General features: G+C 27.8%; 22 protein-coding genes, 2 riboswitches and 1 other annotated feature. Of the genes, 4 read left to right on the top strand and 18 right to left on the bottom strand.

Annotated elements, in window-relative coordinates:
• Positions 1–51: 51 nt before the first annotated feature.
• From ACTG48_RS09165 to recQ, 17 genes are all read right to left on the bottom strand, one after another.
• Positions 52–1341 carry a cytosine permease gene (locus ACTG48_RS09165; protein WP_479918652.1) on the bottom strand — a complete coding sequence of 430 codons (1290 nt, stop codon included), beginning with the start codon at positions 1339–1341 and terminating at the stop codon, positions 52–54.
• A 162-nt stretch (positions 1342–1503) separates the two neighbouring features.
• Positions 1504–1715: a binding site (T-box leader), on the bottom strand.
• A gap of 461 nt (positions 1716–2176) precedes the next feature.
• Entirely contained in the window at positions 2177–2611 is a 435-nt protein-coding gene (locus ACTG48_RS09160) for an MOSC domain-containing protein (RefSeq protein WP_479918651.1), read from the bottom strand.
• A 33-nt stretch (positions 2612–2644) separates the two neighbouring features.
• The gene (gene moaC, locus ACTG48_RS09155) at positions 2645–3115 is read right to left on the bottom strand and encodes a cyclic pyranopterin monophosphate synthase MoaC (RefSeq protein ID WP_021384488.1); all 471 of its coding nucleotides are present in this window, start codon (positions 3113–3115) and stop codon (positions 2645–2647) included.
• Between the two features lie 3 nt (positions 3116–3118).
• Positions 3119–4078, bottom strand: a complete 960-nt coding sequence (gene moaA, locus ACTG48_RS09150) for a GTP 3',8-cyclase MoaA (protein WP_021384487.1) — start codon at positions 4076–4078, stop codon at positions 3119–3121.
• A 46-nt stretch (positions 4079–4124) separates the two neighbouring features.
• Positions 4125–4625, bottom strand: a complete 501-nt coding sequence (locus tag ACTG48_RS09145; protein WP_021384481.1) for a MogA/MoaB family molybdenum cofactor biosynthesis protein — start codon at positions 4623–4625, stop codon at positions 4125–4127.
• A gap of 469 nt (positions 4626–5094) precedes the next feature.
• Entirely contained in the window at positions 5095–5433 is a 339-nt protein-coding gene (locus tag ACTG48_RS09140) for a heavy metal-binding domain-containing protein (protein ID WP_021384482.1), read from the bottom strand.
• Positions 5434–5574: 141 nt separating this feature from the next.
• A complete protein-coding gene (locus ACTG48_RS09135; RefSeq protein WP_021384501.1) occupies positions 5575–5946 on the bottom strand; it encodes a CoA-binding protein in 372 nt (123 codons plus the stop codon).
• 47 nt (positions 5947–5993) lie between these two features.
• A complete protein-coding gene (locus tag ACTG48_RS09130; RefSeq protein WP_021384499.1) occupies positions 5994–6584 on the bottom strand; it encodes a molybdenum cofactor guanylyltransferase in 591 nt (196 codons plus the stop codon).
• A 42-nt stretch (positions 6585–6626) separates the two neighbouring features.
• Positions 6627–7994 carry a GTP pyrophosphokinase gene (locus ACTG48_RS09125; protein ID WP_021384483.1) on the bottom strand — a complete coding sequence of 456 codons (1368 nt, stop codon included), beginning with the start codon at positions 7992–7994 and terminating at the stop codon, positions 6627–6629.
• Between the two features lie 384 nt (positions 7995–8378).
• A complete protein-coding gene (locus ACTG48_RS09120; RefSeq protein WP_021384495.1) occupies positions 8379–9773 on the bottom strand; it encodes a YfcC family protein in 1395 nt (464 codons plus the stop codon).
• Between the two features lie 178 nt (positions 9774–9951).
• Positions 9952–10653 carry a thiamine phosphate synthase gene (locus ACTG48_RS09115; RefSeq protein ID WP_021384491.1) on the bottom strand — a complete coding sequence of 234 codons (702 nt, stop codon included), beginning with the start codon at positions 10651–10653 and terminating at the stop codon, positions 9952–9954.
• Positions 10654–11757: a 2-iminoacetate synthase ThiH gene (gene thiH, locus ACTG48_RS09110; protein WP_021384500.1), complete on the bottom strand. Its 1104-nt coding sequence runs from the start codon at positions 11755–11757 to the stop codon at positions 10654–10656.
• A gap of 16 nt (positions 11758–11773) precedes the next feature.
• A complete protein-coding gene (locus tag ACTG48_RS09105; RefSeq protein ID WP_479918650.1) occupies positions 11774–12544 on the bottom strand; it encodes a HisA/HisF-related TIM barrel protein in 771 nt (256 codons plus the stop codon).
• 62 nt (positions 12545–12606) lie between these two features.
• Entirely contained in the window at positions 12607–13410 is an 804-nt protein-coding gene (gene thiF / locus ACTG48_RS09100; protein WP_479918649.1) for a thiamine biosynthesis protein ThiF, read from the bottom strand.
• Positions 13403–13597, bottom strand: coding sequence for a sulfur carrier protein ThiS (thiS, locus tag ACTG48_RS09095; RefSeq protein WP_021384492.1), 195 nt, complete (start codon positions 13595–13597; stop codon positions 13403–13405). Before thiS ends, thiF begins: the two co-directional genes overlap by 8 nt.
• Positions 13598–13641: 44 nt before the next feature.
• Entirely contained in the window at positions 13642–14943 is a 1302-nt protein-coding gene (gene thiC / locus ACTG48_RS09090) for a phosphomethylpyrimidine synthase ThiC (protein ID WP_021384490.1), read from the bottom strand.
• 140 nt (positions 14944–15083) lie between these two features.
• Positions 15084–15195: riboswitch (TPP riboswitch) on the bottom strand.
• 88 nt (positions 15196–15283) lie between these two features.
• Positions 15284–17767, bottom strand: coding sequence for a DNA helicase RecQ (gene recQ / locus ACTG48_RS09085; protein WP_479918648.1), 2484 nt, complete (start codon positions 17765–17767; stop codon positions 15284–15286).
• Between the two features lie 187 nt (positions 17768–17954).
• Positions 17955–18076, top strand: a riboswitch (FMN riboswitch).
• A 133-nt stretch (positions 18077–18209) separates the two neighbouring features.
• Here recQ and ribD point away from each other — a divergent pair.
• From ribD to ribH, 4 genes are all read left to right on the top strand, one after another.
• On the top strand, positions 18210–19322 hold the full coding sequence (ribD, locus tag ACTG48_RS09080; RefSeq protein ID WP_479918647.1) for a bifunctional diaminohydroxyphosphoribosylaminopyrimidine deaminase/5-amino-6-(5-phosphoribosylamino)uracil reductase RibD: 1113 nt from the start codon (positions 18210–18212) through the stop codon (positions 19320–19322).
• Positions 19323–19354: 32 nt separating this feature from the next.
• Positions 19355–20020 carry a riboflavin synthase gene (locus ACTG48_RS09075; protein WP_479918646.1) on the top strand — a complete coding sequence of 222 codons (666 nt, stop codon included), beginning with the start codon at positions 19355–19357 and terminating at the stop codon, positions 20018–20020.
• Between the two features lie 22 nt (positions 20021–20042).
• The gene (locus ACTG48_RS09070; RefSeq protein WP_479918645.1) at positions 20043–21236 is read left to right on the top strand and encodes a bifunctional 3,4-dihydroxy-2-butanone-4-phosphate synthase/GTP cyclohydrolase II; all 1194 of its coding nucleotides are present in this window, start codon (positions 20043–20045) and stop codon (positions 21234–21236) included.
• 106 nt (positions 21237–21342) lie between these two features.
• Positions 21343–21804, top strand: coding sequence for a 6,7-dimethyl-8-ribityllumazine synthase (gene ribH, locus ACTG48_RS09065; protein ID WP_021384489.1), 462 nt, complete (start codon positions 21343–21345; stop codon positions 21802–21804).
• A gap of 154 nt (positions 21805–21958) precedes the next feature.
• On the opposite strand, the gene ACTG48_RS09060 is transcribed toward ribH, so the two are convergent.
• Positions 21959–22588, bottom strand: a complete 630-nt coding sequence (locus tag ACTG48_RS09060; protein ID WP_479918644.1) for a hypothetical protein — start codon at positions 22586–22588, stop codon at positions 21959–21961.
• Between the last annotated feature and the right edge of the window lie 82 nt (positions 22589–22670).

Raw genomic sequence — 22670 nt, 5'->3', positions numbered from 1 at the left:
TACTTTCTCCTCATATTTCAAATTTATTTTATACTTTATAAACAAATTTCATTATACTGCTTTATCTGTATTTTGCTTATTTTTTGCTGAACAAAGCACTTTTCCAATAATAGATTGTACTACAAACCCTGCTATAAATCCATCTAAAGGAGCTATAGTAGTAAGAGTTATAAATCCATATGTTGAAAGGTAAGTTATCAGTATCCCAATTACCCAAGATGCTATTGAACGTTTAACTATTGGTTTATATAGTACACCCTTATCAAAACCTTTAAGCTCTTGTTTTACTATGTAATATTCTGCTGTATATACACCACCAACAGGTGCAATTACAATTCCAAGTAAATTTAAAAATCCTATAAAACCTTCATATATTCCAAATACAGCTAATAATGTTGCTACAATACCAAGAACTATAGTTAATACTTTCTCAGGTGCTTTTTTAAGTACAAGTGCTATACTTAGTGATGCTGAATAAACATTACTTGTGTTTGTAGTCCATTGAGCTAAGGTAAGAACAATTATACCTGGTATAGCAATTCCCAACGTAATAAAAATTCTCATAATATCTGAAGTTCCCATACATTTTACTAGTATTATTGAAACTACTATCATAAAGGCATTTCCAAATTGTATTCCCAAGAAACTTGAAAGTGCACAATCTCTTCTACTTTTAGCCCAACGACTTATATCAGGAGATACTATTGCACCAACTATTATTATACTCATTGATAGAGAAACTCCTCCTGCAAATGTCATAGTAGATTTCATATTATCATCAACTGGAATTCCATTTGCTCTAAAAGCTAAAAATATAGTTAACATCATAAGAATTAATAAGAAAGGTACTGAATACACACTTAATTTTTCCATTGCCTTATATCCATAAATAGCCGTACTCATCATCAAGAGACCGCCTATGAGGCTTAGAATTTGCATACTAACATCTAGATTAAATATATCTTCTATTATTATTTGTGCATTTTGGGCAAAGAAACCTACTTGAACTCCAAACCACCCTAATAAAGAAACCCCTATAACTAGAGAAAATATTTTTGCTCCAGCTTCTCCAAACACATACTTTGTTATCATAGATGTAGATAGGCTTGTAGATGAACCAACCAAAGAGCATGTAGTATACAAAATTGCAGAAAAAAATGAACCAACAATTACTGATAATATTGCTTGTTTCATTGGCATACTCTGTGCCAATTCAGCCCCTAAAATAACAGATGATAAATCCACACCTATTGCTACTAAAACTGAAAACATGGCCACCCAACCACGTTTTTGATTCTCTGGAACCTGTTCCAGAGCATAGTTAATTTTTTCTTCTTCCATTTTCATCCCTCCATTTAAATCGTAAAGTCACTGAGTCTAGTATATTTTACAATTTTCTAATTTATAAATTTATTAACTATCATATATTTATATTTTTCATTTAATATATAGTTTTAAATTTTCTGAAATAATTTTATAATAAAAAACGCCTCTTGGAAAAATCCAAGAGACGAATATAAATCCGTGTTACCACTCTTATTAGTAAAAATTAATTTTACTCACTCATTTTCTTAAGGCGAATTAAACCACTATTATAACAGAATTATAACAGTATTCTCCAAAGTCCTTTTCACATAAATTCCAATATTAGTTCTCAGCCAAATCTAATTCTCTGTAAAATTCCTTTATGCTACTTTCTTCTTCTACGAATCTATAATATTTATTTATAGTTAATTTATGATTTATATCATAATATATATGCAATATTTTGTCAACTCAAAAAGTAAATTACTTGTATTTTTTAGTTTTATATGTAAATTTTTATATTATTACTATATTTATATAATGTATTTTTTAAAATTTCATCAAAATTTATATTATTTATACTTTATTATCTATAAATTTACAATATAAACAATATAGCACAAAATAATTAATTTTTAGATAGAATATAATTCTAAGAGTATAGATAAAAAATATATCCTAAAAATTAAAAAATAAAAAACTATGATTTTACATTCATAGCTTAATACAACTACTATTTTAATTTAGAAATAAAATATAACGACTAATTTTTATAAAAATTAGTCGTTATATTTTAAAATACATACTTACATATTAATAATGTTTTAATTTAAATATCTATTATACATATAACTATATTTTAATAGTAATTTTATTGAATTACATCTATTGTATCATTCACATTTATAATTCCTTCTTTTAGAACTTGTACAAAAATTCCTTCTCGTGGCATTACACAGTCTCCAGTTAACTTCTTAATTTCACACCCATTATGACATTTTTTACCAATTTGAGTCACTTCAACTTCACAATTACCAATTCTAAGTTTTGTACCAACTGGTAATGAAAATACTTCTATCCCTTCTGTAGTTATATTCTCAGCAAAATCTCCATATTTTAATTGGTCAAAACCTTTCATTTTCATTTTATCTATACTTTCTTTTCCAAGTAAGCTTATCTGACGATGCCAGTTCCCAGCATGTGCATCTCCAACTATCCCATGATTTATTTTTAATTCTGCACATTGTACAGGAACCTTGATTACACCCTTTTTCTCACTTATATTTATTGACACTACCTTAGCCATATTTCCTCCAAATTTTCACCCATATAATATTAATTACTCAAATTTAAAGTCTCCTGATTTTCCACCAGACTTCTCCACAAGATGTATATTACTTATAACCATTTTTTTATCAACTGCTTTACACATATCATAAATTGTAAGTGCTGCTAAAGAACATGCACTTAAGGCTTCCATTTCTACTCCAGTCTTTCCAAGAGATTTACAAGTTGCATATATCTTAATAGCAGACATAGAATCATCTATATCAAATTCCAAATCACATCCAACTAATTTAATCTGATGACACATTGGTATATTTGAAGATGTATTTTTAGCTCCCATTATACCTGCAACTTGAGCCACAGACAACACATCTCCTTTTTTTATCTGGCCATTTTTTACTTTTTCTAAAGCTTCCTTACTAAGAGTAATGGTAGCTGTTGCCACGGCGATTCTTTTAGTATCATTTTTTTCACTTATATCCACCATCTTGGCATATCCCTTTTCATTTATGTGTGTTAACATTACTTATCCTCCAATTTCATACATACGTCTATTTGTATCACTACATTTATTTTCTATTAAATGATGCTTTTCTGGTTTCTGTTTTATTATATCTTTCATAGATTCTCTAAATAACAACGGTTTATGTAAAAATGGCTTTATATCTATTTCTTCTTTTGAATGTAGACACAATTTTATTGCACCACTAGAAGTAAGTCTAATGCGATTACATGTGTTGCAAAATGAACAACTTAATGGAGTTATAATTCCTATTCTTCCTTTAGCTCCTTTAAACATATAATATTCTGCTGTACTTTTCTCTTCATTTTTAACTTTATATAATCCATATATTTTTTCAACCATTTCTTTTACATTAAAATAACCCTTTTTATAAACTCTATTAGCTTCACCTAATGGCATAAGCTCTATAAATCTTACATCAATTGGTGATTTAACAGTTAAAAACATAAAATCTTTAAGTTCATCATCATTAAATCCACTTATAGCAACACAATTTAATTTTACTTTTATGCCTAAATTTAAACAAGATTCAATCGATTTTAAGACATCTTTTAAATTTCCGCCTCTTGTTACAGATTTATACTTATATTCCTTCAAAGAATCTAAACTTATATTAACTTTATTTAAACCACATTTTTCAAGCTCAAATATTCTATCAGAAAGCCCAATAGCATTAGTTGTCATTCCTATATTATTTATTCCACATTCTTCTTTTGTAAACTTTATAAGCTCATTCAATTTAGGATATAAAAGAGGCTCTCCTCCAGTAAACCTAACCTTGGTTATTCCTTGTTCTGACATAGCCTTTATAATAAATTTATAATCTTCAAAACTTAGATTTTCATTTATATAATTTTTATCAAATTTTACATCTGGTGGCATACAATAGACACACCTTAAATTACACTTATCTGTAAGTGAAATACGAAGGTAGTCTATTTTTCTCCCATACTTATCAATCATACTCTATCTACCTCTTTGTCTATTTTTTATCTATCTAAATTATATACTATTTATTTTTAGTGGCACATTCTGTAGCTTCTCCTCTTAAGATTTCTATACCATGGTCTAGAACATCAATTATAAAACTTAGATTTTCAACTGCACCTTTAGGACTCCCAGGTAAATTTATTATTATAGAATTATTTCTTATTCCACTTACACCCCTACTTAGTATAGCTTTTTTAGTAATTTCTGTAGATTTCATTCTCATATATTCGCTCAAACCTGGTATCTCTTTTTCTAATACCTCTTTAGTAGCTTCTGGAGTTATGTCTCTTTTTGAAAAACCAGTACCTCCATTAGTAAGAATTAAATCTATTTTATTACTATCACAAAGTTTTATAATATTTTCTTTTAACATTTCCTTGTCATCTTTTATCAATACATATTCAATGACTTTATAATCTCCTGTATTTTCAACAAACTCAGTTAATTTTTTCCCTGTTATATCTTCTCTTTTTCCTTCGTATCCTTTATCACTAAGTGTTATAATTGCAACATTAAACATATAATTTCACCCCTTTATACATTGATTAAATCCTTATAAATAAAAACTCAGTTAATAAAACTTACTCTATTTTATTTCCATTTTTCTCAGCAATATAACAATTATATCTACTTTTTTTATCATATAACCTATTAGTACATACATTTTTTATTATTCCAACGTTCGCAAAATAAAAGATATTGATTTATAACTATTCAAAATATAAAACTAGTATATATATAATCTATATAGCAAATGTACAATTACGTTCAATTTCTATAACTATTATAACATTATCCATATTTTTCTCTACTAATAAAAGTTTTTAAGTCTATACCATATATTATATAATATAATTTTATTTATTTATATAATATCATCCCATTTTATTATCATAACAATTAAAATTCTTTCTTATATCAGTTTTTTCAAATAAAAAAAGGCATCCATAAAATTTTTAAAAGATGCCTCTTTTTTAACTATTTATATTTTATTTTTCAAATGCATTATTACCATCTTCTAAAATAACTGCTGTTCCATAAGCAAGCATTTCTGCTGCACCTTGCATAACTGAAGCTGAAGATAGTCTAAATGCTATTATTGCATTTGCACCTTTAGCTTCTGCATCTTCAACCATTCTACCTATAGCAATTTGTCTTGCTTCAGTAAGCATTTCATTATATCCTGTAAGTTCTCCTCCAACAAGATTTTTAAAGCTTGCTCCTATATCTTTTCCAACATGTTTTGCTCTTATTGTACTTCCTCTAACTAGTCCTAGAACTTCTGATATTTTTTTGCCTTCAACTTTTTCTGTAGTCACTATTAACATAATATATCAACTCCTTTATATCCTATTTAATATATTATATCATGTAACTTATAACTTTTTTAACAAATATTGTAACTTAATGTTTCATTAGTTAATCTATACTATAAAATAATGTGTTTGGCTAACTAGTTATATCTTTTATTATTTAGTTAACTCATCATATAAATTTAAATTATATTCTACATTCAATTTTAAATCTTTAATCTTTTTAATCATCATTTCACTAAAGCTTCCTTTTTCAAACCAAATGTTTTGTATATCTAAAAGTTCTACTTCTTCTAAAATTACATCCATCTTAGGTTGTTTGTCAATAATAGCCACAACATCAATATTGTGTGGCACATCTTTTAAACACTCATATACATCTATACCTTCAATAGGTTTTTTTTCTTCATCTATAGCAACAACTTTGTACATATTCTTTTTAAGTTCATCTAGTATTTTATATGCTTTACTTCCTTCATCGCTATTATTTAATATTACTGCCCAAGAATCGCATTTAAGTAAATTCATAAACTCTCCTCCATATAAATCCTACTCTATTTTATAACTATAGCTAATTAAACTCCAGTTAATTTTTTATACTCATTAACAGTATTTACATTTAAAAATAAATCTTCATCATCAAAGTATATATAGCTTTTATCTATTTTGTCTATAAGGCTTCTGAGCTTTAAATCATTTCCCTCTATACATAAAGATACCTTATTTATTATACTCTTTTTATACCCAGAACACAATGGTTGTAACTTTCCATTTGTCACTGAAATCACACTTTTATCATCCATTTCATTAGCTATTCTTTCAACTATTTCATTATTTAGATATGGCATATCACAAGCAACTATAACTATATCATACTTTGCATATTCAAGAGCAGTATATATTCCCCCAATTGGGCCAATATTTTTTATTATATCACTATAAACTTTAATATTATATTTAGAATATAATTCTTCATTATTAGATATTATTATTACTTCATCAAAATTTTTAAATACTTCTATTGCAATTTCAATAAAAGGCTTTTCATGTAATTCTAGAAAAGCTTTATTTCTTCCCATTCTAGAATTTTTTCCCCCTGCCAAAATTACACCTGTTTTCTCTATACAAATCGCCTCCTTTAAAATACTTTTAATAAATTTATACATATTTGAAAAATGGCGCATTAGCGCCATTTCAACATTGATTGATTACTCAAAAATTTGAATAATTTTTTCTCTAAATGCGTTCATAAGCTTTTCTTTTTCTTCTAAATATTCACCATAGCATTCATATTCTCTACATATACAATTTATAATTTCACTTGATGTGAAATTTATTTTTTCAAGATTATAATTATACAAAATTTCAACACTATCAATCTCACTTATGCTATTGAATATACATTCATACATATCTTCAATTATAAATTGACTATTTTCTTCAAATTGACATAAAAGTTGTTCTCTATTTTCTTCTAGTAGTACATTTTCTTTTATAAACTCTACAAAATTTTCAAAGTCTTCTGTATTGTTACATGGCTCTATTTCAAACAATATTCTAAAAAATAGATTCCATGGGAATTCCGTATTTAATCTACTTCTAAAGTGATTTCCTAGGTCTTTACAAAATTTATCATCAAATGTTGGTTCTCTTTCAAACTCTATTTGCTCATTAAAATCTATATCCTTATTTACAATTTCATTTAATCTCGCAAACTCATCAAGCATAAAATTACCTAAAACTTCATCACTTATATCTTGTTTATTAAAAGAATAACTTAATATAGTCTCGCATGGCTTTTTAAAATCTACAACGAAACCTATACTTTTGTTCATCTTTTCAGAAAAAGCATCGTATACTAATTTTGCAAATAATTTTTCAATTTCCTTTTTACTTACTTTCATATTAAAAGACTTTCCTGAATGAAAGTTTTTGTAAATACTTAAAAGCTGATTATCAATCATAGTAAGATTATTCTTTATAGAGTCCATCATATCCTTTATAAATTTGTCAGCAAGTAAATATGTGTTATTTTTATAAATTATTTTATGTTCAATTTCACTCCAAAACACATTTACAAGAGATTTAATTTGAAGCTCAAATTTTACTTCTCTATCTAAATATGCAAAAACTCCATCTATTTTATATATTTCGAATCCATTTTTTTGTTTATTCGGTTGTCTCTCAGATAACTTTAATTTAATATTCTTATTTTCTTTATTATAGTAGTTTATTTTATCATCTGTTTTGTTAAAATATCTCCTTAAAAGTCTATATATCTTATTTTCATCCTCAATAAATCTGCACTCAATTCTTAAACCTATTAAGTCAGAGACATTGTGAATAAGGTTACTTGCTTCTCCATATTTTTTTAAATATCTATTTCTAATTATCTTTTCCCTTAAACTTGATTCTGATTTTATTCTAGAGGTTACATTTATATATTCTTGATTCTTTTCATCCAAGATATTTTCAAAATACTCTTCTATTTCATCTGATATAGTTTCTAACGTTGGAGACATTGTCCTCAACATATCAATAGACTCTTCAATAAAATCAAATTCTTTTAATCCCATAAATTTTTACACTCCTATATTTAATAACTGTTAGCTATTTCAGTTCTTTATATTTGATTACACTCTTATTTTAACATTTTTTACTACTATAAGTAAGTATTCTCCAAAAACCTTCATATATATTTCAAATTAGAATTAATTTATTTAGTTTTTTGACTTTTAATTTAATTTTATTTAGCTAATTTGACATAGAAAACAAGAGTAAGTAGATTAAATGTATACAATTTAAGAGATTTGAGGAGAAAATATAGATTTGTTAGGATATTTTGTCATTTATTATATAAAAAATAAATTGCCACTAAGTAATTTAGTGGCAATTTATTGAAAATCATATTTTTGGTTTTTTATATAATTTCTAAACATATTAAATTAAACTATCTTTAATTAAAATCCTATATATATACCTATTGTTAAGAAAACTAGAGATACAGCTGTTAAAATCAACAATATAGGCATTATAAATCTAACCCATTTTGAAAAAGGAATATGAGCTACTGCAAGTGCTCCCATCAATACCCCTGAAGTTGGAGTTATAAAGTTTGTAAGACCTACCCCAAATTGATAAGCGGTTACTATTACCTGAGCTGATATATTAACTAAATCACCAAGAGGAGCGAGTACAGGTACTGTAAGTGAAGCAAGACCTGAAGATGATGGAATTAAAAATGCCAATGCAGCTTCCAAGAAGAAAGATAAATATACAAATATAACTTTTGGAAGTCCGCCTAAAAAAGCTGCTGCGGAATTTAATATAGTATCTATTATAAATCCATTTTGAGCAATTATTACGATTCCACGAGCTAAGGCTATGGCAAGAGCAGCTGATGCTAAATCTTTTGCTCCATCTATAAAACTTTCTGAAATTTCAATTTGAGATAATCTACCAACCAAACCAGAAAGTACACCTATAGCAGCAAAACACATTGATATCTCTGGAATGTACCATCCTTGACTTAAAACACCCCAAATCATTATCGCCATACCTATTCCAAATATAGCAAGAACAGATACTTCTTTAAAAGTAAATTCTTTTATTTCTGTTGAAGTTTGATTAAGTATTGACTTGTTATTTTTATCTATTTCATACACTATTGAACTTTCAGGATTTTCTTTAACTTTCTTAGCATAATACATAACAAATGCTATACTTATTAATATATAAGCTATAAAAATAACTACTCTATATGCTACTCCTGAACCTGGTGCAAGTTGTGCTAGTGCCTGTGCAATACCAACCGAGAATGGGTTTATTGTTGAAGCTGCGGCTCCTGCTGCTGCTCCTATAAATACAATTGCTATGGCGGTTAGAGAATCATATCCTAAGGACGTCATAAGCGGAACAAATATCATATAAAATGGTAATGTTTCTTCTGCCATCCCAAACGTAGTACCTCCAAGTCCAAATAAAATCATTGATATTGGAATTATAAGAAGTTCTTTTCCTTTAAACTTAGATATAACTGATGCTATTCCTGCTTCTATAGCTCCAGTTCTATTTACAATACCAAAAGCACCTCCAACTATTAAGACAAATCCTACAACCTCTGCTGAATCAATAAAACCTTCTATTGGTGCTTTAAAAACATCTGCAAATCCTTGAGGATTACTTTCTACACTTTGATAAGTCCCTGGTACAACTACCATTCTACCTTCTACATCTTCTCTACTAAATTCACCACTTGGTACTATCCAAGTCAATATTGCCATTAAGACTATTAGTAAAAATATTATTGTAAAAGTGTGTGGTATAATAAATCGTTTCTTTTTACTGTCAGTCATTATAATGTCCTCCATACTTTACTAAATTTTAAATATTTTTAGGATATTGTTTAATCTCTCTGACTAAAGTTTTCCCTTTTTACAATTTTTTATTAGCAAAGATATAAAATAAAAAAGCTATCTTTTAAATTTTAAAAGATAGCTTTTTTATTTTTCTTTAAATTAACGATTCAATATACTATTTTAGTAATTCAATTTTTTCATTATAATTTGAGATTGTTTTTTTAATATCTTTAGATTTCATTATAGTTGACATTACAGCAAAATCATCACAGTATTTTAATGTTTCTTTGACATTAGATGGTAAAATTCCTCCTAGTGCAACTATCTTAATATCAGTAATCTTCTTAGCTTCCTTTAAAAACTCAATTCCCTTTGGATGTAGTTCTTCTTTACATTTAGTTTCATATATATGTGATAAAGTTATGTAATCTATTTTTATATTTTTATTTCTTATCAATTTTTCTAAATATTCTACTTCATCTATTTTATGTAAAGATAATCCTAGTATTTTATTTTTATTAAAACTGTAATTATTTTCAATTAAGTCCAAGAATACTTTAAAAGGAAGATGAATCCCTTGGCAATCTGTTTTTTCAAAAAATTCAATATTACTATTTATTATAAAGTTAACCTTAAGTTTATTAATACTTTCTTTCTGATTTGTACTAATCTTCAAGTTTTCATTTAATATTTGTTCTTTCAAATCTACATAATTGATTTTGGTTTTTATTTTCATATATAGTTTATTTAATTCTTCATATTCTAAGTCTTTTTCTCTTATTATAATGTTTTTTATACCACTCAATATAGATTCTTTAATAACATCTAAGTATCTTTCTTCACTATATACTAATTTTCTGTTTGTTATTAAATACATCTAAAATCTTTCCCAATCTTTAAATACATGTTGATATCCAATTGAGTTTAACATCTTCTCTACATCTGCAACAGTGCTTTCATCATTTATTTTAAATTGGGCAGTATCATGTTCATCTTGAGAATGTCCTCCTACATCAGTAGAGACACCTGCACTCAATTTAGTTACTCCTAGAGGTATTATATGACTTCTCATTTCTAAATTTTCTCTAGTTGATATATTTATTGCTGCATGAGGGTCAAATAATCTCATACATACCATAGCTTGAACTAAATCAGTATCACTTATATCTACTAATTCTTCAAAACATCCTTTAAAAGGTCTCATTCTTGGTGTTGAATATGAAAGCTCAATATGAGGATATTTTGTTTTTAAATATTTCCCATGCAATATTGTAAAAAAGGTTTCTTTTCTAAAATCATTTAGCCCTAAAAGTGCACCTATTGATAAAGTCCTCATCCCTGCTTTTGCCCCTCTTTCAGGAGCATCTAATCTGAATTTATAATTTGATTTTGGCCCTTTTATGTGAACTTTCTTGTATATTTCCTCATCATAAGTTTCTTGATATACTGTTAAACCTTCAACACCTTTATCTACAATATACTTATATTCTTCTACTTCCATTGGATAGACTTCTATACCTATAGATGGAAATTTCTCTCTTAATATTTCTATAGCTTCACCTATATACTCTACACTTGAATGAAAACTACTTTCTCCAGTCAAAACAAGCAAATGTTTAAAACCCTCTTTTGAAATTACATTTCCCTCTTGTCTAATTTCATCCATTGTTAATTTTTTTCTTTTTATTCCACTTTTTATATTATAGCTACAGTAAACACATTGATTGACACAATAATTTGCTATATACATTGGCGTATATAAACATACTGTTTTTCCAAAATATTGAACGCTTAATTTATGTGCTTTCTGTGCCATGGCTTCTAAATGTTTTACAGCAGTTTTAGAAAGCAAATTTAATATATCAAAATCTTCAAGCTTGTCCTTTGATAAACTTCTTAAAACATCATTATCTGTAACATTATTTAAATATCCATCAAAATCAAAATCTCTATATTTTTCTATTACATCATAAAAACTCATCACCAATCACCACTTTCTATAAATTGCCTAAAAAACCTGTTAAAGGAGAAGATGCATTTGCAAATTCTGATACACTTCCTGTTTTTGCGAGATATGCTTCTCTTCCACCTTCTACAGCCAGTTTGAATGCCCTAGCCATCTGCACAGGATTTCCTGCTGAAGCTATTGCAGTGTTAACGAGTACAGCATCAGCTCCCATTTCCATAGCTTCCATAGCTTGAGATGGTTTCCCAATACCCGCATCGACTATTATTGGTATGTCTAATTCATCTATCATTATTCTTATCATTTCTTTCATTTGAAGACCTCTATTTGAACCAATTGGAGCTCCAAGAGGCATAACTGCTACTGCATTTGCTTCTATAAGTCTTCTTCCAGCATAAAGGTCTGGTGTCATATATGGAAGAACTATAAAACCTTCGTCAGCAAGTATTTTTGTAGCTTTTATAGTTTCTTCATTATCAGGAAGTAAATATCTAGTATCCGATATTACTTCTATTTTTATAAAATCTCCACATCCCATTTTTCTAGATATTCTAGCTATTCTTACTGCTTCCTCTGCATTAGTAGCTCCTGATGTATTTGGAAGTATTGTCATTTCTTTTGGAATATATGTCAATATATTTTCTTGTTTGTTATCTAAATCTACTCTTCTAAGTGCCATCGTTATTATTTCACTTCCACTTTCTTTTATTACCTCAGGCAATATATTATTTGAACCATATTTACCTGTTCCAACCAATAATCTGCTACTGAATTCATGTCCACCAAGTACCAATTTATCCATATTATTTCCCTCCATGTGCAATTTTTTTAATATTCAATCTTTTTTATGTTTATTTTTAGTATTTACATATCTATAAGTATTTGTGTTGCCAAGTTTGCCATGTGGTTTGCACAGATAGCGACTCTTGGAGCCATAAGACCTTCACCAATTTTAGCTTCGTTTACAAAATCCCCACATATATAAAACTTGTCTTTTATCTTCTTAGTAGTTATTATATTTGAATCATAGTATCCTGCCATACCTGATGATGCTATTAGATATTTATCTTTTAAATTGATTAATACATAGTTACAAACCTGTGCCTTACATGAAGCATCATCAAATGCTTCAATTATCAAATCCGAATCTTTAATAGCATCCATATTATGTTTGTTTAAAAAAATATCTCGTTTACTTAATTTAATAAAAGGATTTATTTTTTTTATATTTTCTATCATAGCATCAGTTTTTAGTTTTCCAATATCATCAATAAAATACTGCTGTCTATTTAAATTAGACGGTTCTACAACATCATAGTCTATAAGTAAAAGTTCCCCCACTCCAATTCTTGCTAAAGAGATAGCTATATTGGAACCAAGTCCCCCTAACCCCAATATAGCAACCTTCCCTTTTTTTAACTTATTATGTATATTAGGAGTATGTCTAGCAATCAATAAGCTTTCCAACTCATCAAATGATGGCTTGACTCCCTTTTGTATAAGTGTTAATTTATCGTTCTCACAAAGGGGAATATCTGTTTTAATTGGATATCCATTTAACACTAATACGTCACATTTATGATTGTAACTATCTCTAACCTTGTAGGCAGTTGTATTTTCTTCAACATCTGTTAATAATTCATTTACAAATATTTTTATTTTAACCACCTCCAATAAAGCTAATAAGTTCTATAATATCTTCATCTTTTAATACATATGTACTGTAGTTAGATTCTTCAATTATTTCTAGATTTACCTCGACTACAACTCTATCATTTTTTAAATTATATTTATTTAATAAATCTACTATAGTTAATTTTTCTTTAAATTCAATGTCCTTCCCATTAACCTTCACTAAATCACCTCCTATTTTTAAATTTATTTTATTCTAGTCATAAATTATATTAAATTAAGTTCCTCATTGTTTAATATTTTCTTAACCGTTCTCATTGAACACATTTTTCCACACATAGTACAGCTATCTTCATGAGTAGGAGTTGATTCATCTCTATATCTCTTGGCTTTTTCAGGATCTATTGCAAGTCTAAACATCTCACACCAGTCTAAATCAGCTCTAGCCTTACTCATCTTATTATCCCATTCACGAGCACCTTTAACATTTTTAGCTATATCTCCTGCATGAGCAGCTATTTTTGCAGCTATTATGCCTTCTTTCATGTCATCTAAATTAGGTAATCTCAAGTGTTCTGCTGGAGTTACATAACATAAAAAGTCTACTCCTTTAGCACATGCTAAAGCTCCTCCTATTGCACTTGTTATATGGTCATAACCTGGTGCTATATCTGTAACTAATGGTCCAAGAACATAAAAAGGTGCTCCATGACACAATCTCTTTTCTAATACTACATTTGCTTCTATCTCATCAATAGCCATGTGACCAGGTCCTTCTATCATTACTTGTACATTTCTTTCCCATGCTCTCTTAGTAAGTTCACCTAATACTACAAGTTCTTGAATTTGAACACCATCAGTAGAATCTTTTATACAACCAGGTCTACAAGCATCTCCTAAACTCAATGTAACATCGTATTCCTCGCATATATCCAATATTTTATCAAAATTAGTGTAAATAGGATTTTCCTTATTATTCAATTCCATCCATGCAAATAACAGAGAACCACCACGAGATACTATATGAGTTAATCTTTCATGATTTTTTATCTTTTGGCAAACATTTCTTGTAAGACCTGCATGTATAGTAATAAAGTCAACTCCATCAATCGCATGCTGTTTTATTACATTTAAAAACTCTTCTTCTGTTATATCTTTTAATTCTTTCTCTAAATATCCCACTGCATCGTACATAGGTACTGAACCTATCATTGCAGGTGACATTTCAACCACTTTTTCTCTAAATTCTCTAGTTTTACCATAGTTACTCAAATCCATTATAGCTTCAGCTTTCATGTCTATTGCTACTCTAACTTTTTCAAGTTCTTTTTCTATATCCTTACAATCTCTTGAAATTCCTAGATTTACATTTATTTTTGTTCTTAAATTTTTACCTACACCTTCTGCACTTAAAGATTTATGATTTTTATTAGCAGGTATAACAACTTGTCCATTTGCTATTAATTCTCTTAATTCATTCACATCTACTTGCTCTTTTTGAGAAACGATTTCCATTTCTTTAGTTATTATGCCTTTTCTAGCAGCATCCATTTGTGTTGTATAATTCATATTACAATCCTCCAAGATTAAAGTTATAGTTTTTGAAAATAAAAAAAGTGCTTTTCCTTGTTTGGAAAGCACTCTTATAATCATATATACACTTAGACAAATTTTCCCTAAAATTAAATAATTTGTCTATTTATGTAACAAAATTATATTAAAAGCTTCCCTTCGCAAGCATTATCTTGATCAGGTTATTAGGGTTTGTAAGTTACGGCTTTATCTCTCAGCTAGCCAATTCTAGCGCCCCTAGCTCTAATTTTTCATTATTTTTACAAATTCAGTATAACACAGCAAAAATATTAGTTCAACACAATAATACAAATTTTATTTTTGAATATGTTAAAAATTACTCTGACATAATATCATTTTTTAAATTTTTAAGATAAGAATCAAGCATCACAGCTCTTATTTTTTCATACTTTATTGAATCTGGAAGTTTTCTTTTTATATTATTTAAATTATCATATCCCACTTTTTCACAAACTTCTAAAATCATTTTCTTTTCATCTTCATCATAGAAATTTTCTAATTCTAATTCAAATGTTATACTATTTCCATCCTTTACATAATCATGTACATATCCAATGATGGTTGATAATGAAACCTCTATTTCTTGACTAATACTTTGTATATCCTTTCCTTGATTTAATAAATCTAATGCTATTTCATTATTTTTTCTACTTTCTCCATCTAGTATTAGCTTCCTTTTACCCTTTTTATCCCAAATAACATTAATATCATTTTCTTTTACATATTGTTTGACTTCATCTAAAATACTAGCTCCATACTTTTCAATTTTTACCCCACCTATACCTGAAATATCTTTCAGTTGCTCTTCATCAAGCGGATATCTTCCACTTATTTCTTTCAAAGCCTTATTGGATAAAACCATATATGGAGGTAATTTTTCTTTTGTTGCATATTCTTCTCTAATGCTTAATAGTTTTTCATATAGAGCATTATCTGAATTAACCTCAAAGAATTCACTATTAACACTCTCTAAATCGACATTTTTTTCTTTATATTGTTTAGTTATATTATTTTTTTCGACATATTCTTTAATTACTGTTTCAAAGTCTCTACCATATTTTTGATACTTAATTTCCCCTACTCCAGATATATCTAACATTTCTTCTTTATTAACTGGATAACTACTAGACATAGCTCTAAGTGTCCCATCTCCAAATACCATATATGGAGCTATTCTTTCTTCACTTGCAATTGAGTGTCTAAGCTCTCTTAATGCACTATATAGCTCATCTTCTACCTCTAATGATTTTGTAATCACAATTTCTTTAAATTCTACTTTCACTTGACCTTTTAAAACTTTCATAGACATATCATTCAATCTTATTGTTGGAAAGCTTCCTCTATTTCCATTACCTAAAGTCTCAACCAAATCCAAGAAACCATGAGAAACCAATGTATTTATAAAGTTCTTTAAATCTTCACTTGAATAATCTCTCATAATATTATATGTAGATAAGGTGTTTAGTCCAAGTTGTAAAATCTTTTTATTTTTAGAACCTCTAAGTACATCTACAATAGTAGTAACGCCATAACTTCTTTTCATTCTAGCTACACATGAAATGACTTTTTGAGCATCTATAGTCTTATCTACTATTTCACCTTCTACTAAACAGTTACTACAATTATTACAATCTTCTATATAATTTTCTCCAAAGTAATTCAATATTGTCCTTCTATAACATGAATTACTGTAAACCAAGTCAATCATATATTGAAGCTTCTTATGTTGAAACAATTTTCTTTCAGGATTCTCAACTCCAATATCGATTAAATATTTTTGTATATGTACATCTCCTGGAGAAAATAAAAGCACACATTCACTTTTTTCTCCATCTCTACCAGCTCTACCTATTTCTTGATAATAGTTTTCTATACTTTGGGGCATGTTGTAGTGTATAACCCACCTTATATTAGGTTTGTCAATACCCATTCCAAAGGCGTTCGTTGCTATCATTATATCTACATCATCGTTTATAAAGTCTTCTTGATTTTTACTTCTTTCATTTTTAGATAAACCTGCATGATATTTTGACACAGATATATTTCTCTTAGATAATCCATTATGTATATTTTCAACTTCCTTTCTAGTTGCAACGTATATAATTCCAGACTCATTCTTATGATTTTTAATATAATCTAAAATATATTTATTTTTACTAGATGATTTTACTATATTTATTGATAAGTTATCTCTATCAAAACCTGTTATATAACAGTCTGGATTTTCTAAGCACAATAAATTTATTATATCAGCTCGTACCTCTTCTGAAGCTGTTGCTGTAAATGCTGTAATTATAGGTCTTTTAGGCAAATTCTTTATAAAATCGGAAATCCTTCTATAGCTCAACCTAAAATCATGTCCCCATTGAGATACACAATGCGCTTCATCTATTGCGATTTGACTTATGTTGTTATTATTTATTAGTTCAAGAAATTCCTGTGCATCTAATCTCTCTGGAGCTATATAGAGTATTTTATAATTATTTTTTCTAATGTTATTTAATATTTCATTGAATTCTTTGTTACTTAATGAACTATTTATAAAAGCTGCGTTAATTCCCATAGCCTTTAAAGCATCCACTTGGTCTTTCATAAGAGATATGAGTGGAGAAATTACTATTGTCATTCCATCTAATATCAACGCTGGAAGTTGATAACAGATGGATTTACCACCTCCAGTTGGCATTATAGCTAGTACATCTTTTTCGCTCAAAATAGAATTTATTATAGCTTCCTGACCTTTTCTAAAACTTGTATATCCATAGTATTTTGATAATATTTCTAAAGGTTTTTTATTCATATATTTCTCTCCTAATTTAAATTAATTAGACTTCTTTCCTGATTATGTTCAAATTTTTATTTTTATATTCACAATCGCATTATTCCAAAGTTTATAGACATTCTATATTATATATTAACATATTTTTTGAAAAAAATAGTTTGCAAAGTAAAATAATTTATGATACATTCTAAATATAAATTTAATACTTAATCTTCGGGGTAGGGTGAAATTCCCAATCGGCGGTACAGCCCGCGAGCCAAGGTAAAATTTGGTTGATTTGGTTAAATTCCAAAGCCGACAGTAAAGTCTGGATGGAAGAAGATATGTTTAATGAGTTTTTTTGTAGAGCAATTTTGTTGTACTCTTATTAAACATTTATTGTAGATTATTCTAAACCCTGAGTTAATTCTCAGGGTTTTTTGTTTAAAAATTATCTAATTAAACAGGAGGTGTACATATTTTGAATTTTGTAAATCAAAAAGAAAAAGACATTTATTATATGAAAAAAGCTATTGAATTGGCTAAAAAAGGAGAAGGTTTTACAAATCCAAACCCACTAGTTGGATGTGTAATTGTTAAAGATAGTGAGATAATAGGCAAAGGATATCATGAGAAATTTGGCTCTAATCATGCTGAAGTAAATGCTATAAACGATACTAAACAAAGCCTAAAAGACTCTACTCTTTATGTAAATTTAGAACCATGTTCTCATTATGGAAAAACACCTCCTTGTGTTGATAAAATTATTCAAAATAAGATTAAAAGAGTTGTCATATCTACACTAGACCCAAACCCGCTTGTTTGTGGTAATGGAGTAAAAAAATTAAAAGATAACAACATTGATGTTACTGTAGGAATATTAGAAGAAGAAGCAAGAGAATTAAATGAAATATTTTTTTATTACATAAAAAATAAAAGACCTCTTTGTATTGTAAAATCAGCAGTAAGTCTAGATGGTAAAATTGCTACAAAATCACTAGAATCAAAATGGATATCTAATGAGTCATCAAGGTACCTAACTCATAAATACAGAAATAAGTATCATAGTATAATGGTTGGCATAAACACAGTTTTAAATGATAATCCCTTACTAACTTGTAGACTTAATCAAGATGAAATATCTCACCCTACAAGAATAGTAATAGATACAAACCTAAAATTGCCAATTAATAGTAATTTGGTTGAGGATAAAACTAGTAAAACTATAGTTTTCACATGTTGTAAAGACAGTAAAAAATTATCAATATTAAGAGAAAATAATGTTGAAGTCATAATTTCTCCTCAGAAAAATAACTTAGTAGATTTGAAATTTGTAATGTATAAATTAGGAGAATTAAACATTGACTCTGTCCTAGTTGAGGGAGGTTCTACACTTAATGATAGTCTATTTAGAAATAAATTAGTTGATAAAGTCAAACTATTTTTATCCCCTAAAATTATAGGTGGTAAAGACGCACCTACATTCGTTTCTGGAGAAGGAGTAAATCATCTATCAGATTCAACACAATTAGTAATCAATAATGTAACTTTAATAGATGGAGATATTTTGATAGAATCTGATGTTTTAAATTAAATTTTATGAATATATGTATAAAGGAGGTCATAATGTTTACTGGCATAGTAGAAGAAGTTGGAATACTTAAAAGAATTACTGCCAATGGCAAAAGCGGACAAGTAACCATACTATCAAACAAAATATTAGATGGTACAAACCTTGGAGATAGTATCTCTGTAAATGGGGTTTGTCTAACTGTTTCAAACCTAGGAAAAAATGAGTTTACAGCAGATGTTATGATGGAGACAATTCGTTCTACAAATTTAGGTTCCTTAAATACAAATGACAAAGTAAACCTTGAAAGAGCTATGACCCTTTCCTCGAGATTTGGAGGTCATATAGTAACAGGCCACGTTGATTGTAAAGGTACTATTTGTAAGTTTGAAAAAGATGAAAATGCAGTTTTAGTAAGCATACGACCAGTTAAAAAACTTTTATCATCAATGATACTTAAAGGTTCTGTTGCCATTGATGGTGTAAGCTTAACTATATCATATTTAGATGATGAAATATTTAAAGTTTCTATTATACCTCATACTAAATTGAACACTACTCTCTTAACAAAAAATATTGGAGACTTTGTTAATTTAGAAAGTGATGTAATTGGAAAGTATGTTAATAGTTTTATGGTTAAGAACTACAAGGAATTAAATTCCAATAGTATTAACTATAAATCAAATATAGATAAAGATTTTTTATTTAAAAATGGTTTTTAAAAATAATAAAGGAGTGAATTACATGTTTAATACTATTGAAGAAGCTATTAAGGATATAAAAAATGGGAAAATGGTAATCGTTGTTGATGATGAAGGTAGAGAAAATGAAGGAGATTTACTAATGGCAGCTGAGATGGCTACCCCTGAATCAATAAATTTTATGGCTACATATGGTAGAGGTTTAATTTGTCTACCTGCTACTGAAAAAAAATTTAAAAGTTTAAATATACCTCTTATGGTTAGAGAAAATACAGACACATTTCAAACAGCCTTTACTGTTACTATAGATGGTGCAGATACTCTAACTGGTATATCTGCATATGAGAGAGCTGAAACTGTAAAATTATTCTGTGATGAGAATTCTACAAGTAAAGATTTCAAAACTCCTGGTCACATTTTTCCTTTAATTGCAAAAACTGGTGGAGTTCTTGTCAGAGATGGGCATACAGAAGCTTCTGTAGACCTAGCTAGACTTGCAGGTTTTAAAGAAATTGGTCTTATTTGTGAAATAATGAAAGATGATGGTACAATGGCAAGAGTTGATGATTTAATGATTTTCAAAGAAAAACACAATTTGAAAATTATAACTATAAAAGACCTTATAGAATATCGTAAATTAAATGAAACTACTATAGAAAAGGTGTCTAGTGCTTTCCTTCCAACAAAATACGGTAATTTTGAAATCATAGGATATAAAGATACTTATTCAGACGAAGAACATATTGCACTTACTTATGGAGATATGAAGGAAGAAAATACTCTAGTTAGACTTCATTCCGAATGTTTAACAGGTGATGTGTTCCACTCTTTAAAATGTGATTGTGGATTGCAATTAGAATCTTCTATGAAGAAAATTGTAGAAAATGGAAATGGTGTTTTAATTTATATGAAACAAGAAGGTAGAGGTATTGGTCTTTTAAATAAAATTAAAGCTTATAAACTCCAAGAAGAAGGTTATGATACTGTGGAAGCAAATCTAATGCTTGGATTTGAAGAAGATATGAGAGATTTCTATATGGCTGCTCAAATATTAAAAAATTTAAATATAAAAAGCATAAGTCTTTTAAGTAATAATCCTGATAAAATAAATCAGTTAGAGAAATATGGAATAAAAATAGAAAATAGAGTCCCTATTAATGAAGAAATTAATGACTTTAACAAGTTATATCTAAAAACTAAAAAAGATAAAATGGGACATCTGTTGGATATTATATAGATAGTTATATAAAGATATTTTTCTACTAAGTAATTATTTGCAATTAATATTAAAAATATTTATAAATATAAATCTATAACATAAATAAAATTGGAGGAAATAAAAAATGATATATGAAGGAAAACTTATTGGAAAAGACTTAAAAATAGGAATAATAAATTCTCGTTTTAATGAATTTATAACATCAAAACTTTTATCAGGTGCTGAAGATTGCCTCTTAAGACACGATGTTTCTCCAGAAAATATAGAAATAGCTTGGGTACCTGGAGCTTTTGAAATTCCTCTTGTTGCTCAAAAAATGTCTAAAAGTGGTAAGTATGATGCTATAATTTGTTTAGGATGTGTTATAAGAGGAGCTACATCTCATTATGATTATGTATGTAGCGAAGTCTCTAAAGGGATAGCAAAAGTATCTTTAGATAATGAATTACCTGTTATATTTGGAATCGTGACTACAGAAAATATTGAACAGGCTATTGAAAGAGCAGGTACAAAAGCTGGAAATAAAGGCTATGATTGTGCTATGAGTGCATTGGAAATGGTAAATTTATTTAAATCTCTAGATTAAATAGTGTCATTAATTAAATGTTAAACCTGTATAAATAATATAAAATACTGAATACCAAAAGGACAAAATATCTTTGTTCTTTTGGTACTCAATAATTTCAAATATAATATATATCCAAGCTCTTACCTATTAAAGTATATAAAGCCGTATAATTTTAGATACTAACAATTCTATCTTTATGTGTTTTTTCAATATATAATTTTTTAAAATTATTTACAATATCATCTACCTGAACAATCTTACCAATATCTTCATAATTATTAGAAATTCCTATACTATTCACATATATTTTTAAATCAGAATATACACAATCATTATGTAAATTTTTAATAATATAAGATATATTCTTAACATCAAACTCATTGTAAGCAAAAAAATCTATTGATTCAGCTCCTCCACTTTTTACATACGAAATAGCAACTACTCTACTTGTAAATGATATTGAAATATAATCTTCCACACAATTACTTAAAAGGATATTTTGTTTAGAAAAAATTATTTTTCTACATCCTAACTGAATAAAAAATTCTTGTAATACTTTTATGTCTATACCTAATGCATCATCTGGAATTAATATGTACAAGGCTGATTTCTTAATAGAAACTTTTGTTTGTATATCTCTAATAAACTTTTCAGTTTCTCCTTCAAATAGATAATGATAAAAAGGCACATTTGGAATAGGTTGTATTGAAAATGATACACTCTCTTTTAAGCCATTATCTTTATTATAAAATACAAAACAATCACGGCATACTACAACAATATATTCCTTCTTACTGAACAATTTGCATCCCCCTCAAAACCTCTAAAATATAAATTAATAATCAAGGTTACTTTAAAAATCTTAAAATAATTATAAATACGAC

The organism is Clostridioides sp. LIBA-6822 (assembly GCF_056688955.1).
This window is presented reverse-complemented; position numbering and strand designations above follow the sequence as displayed.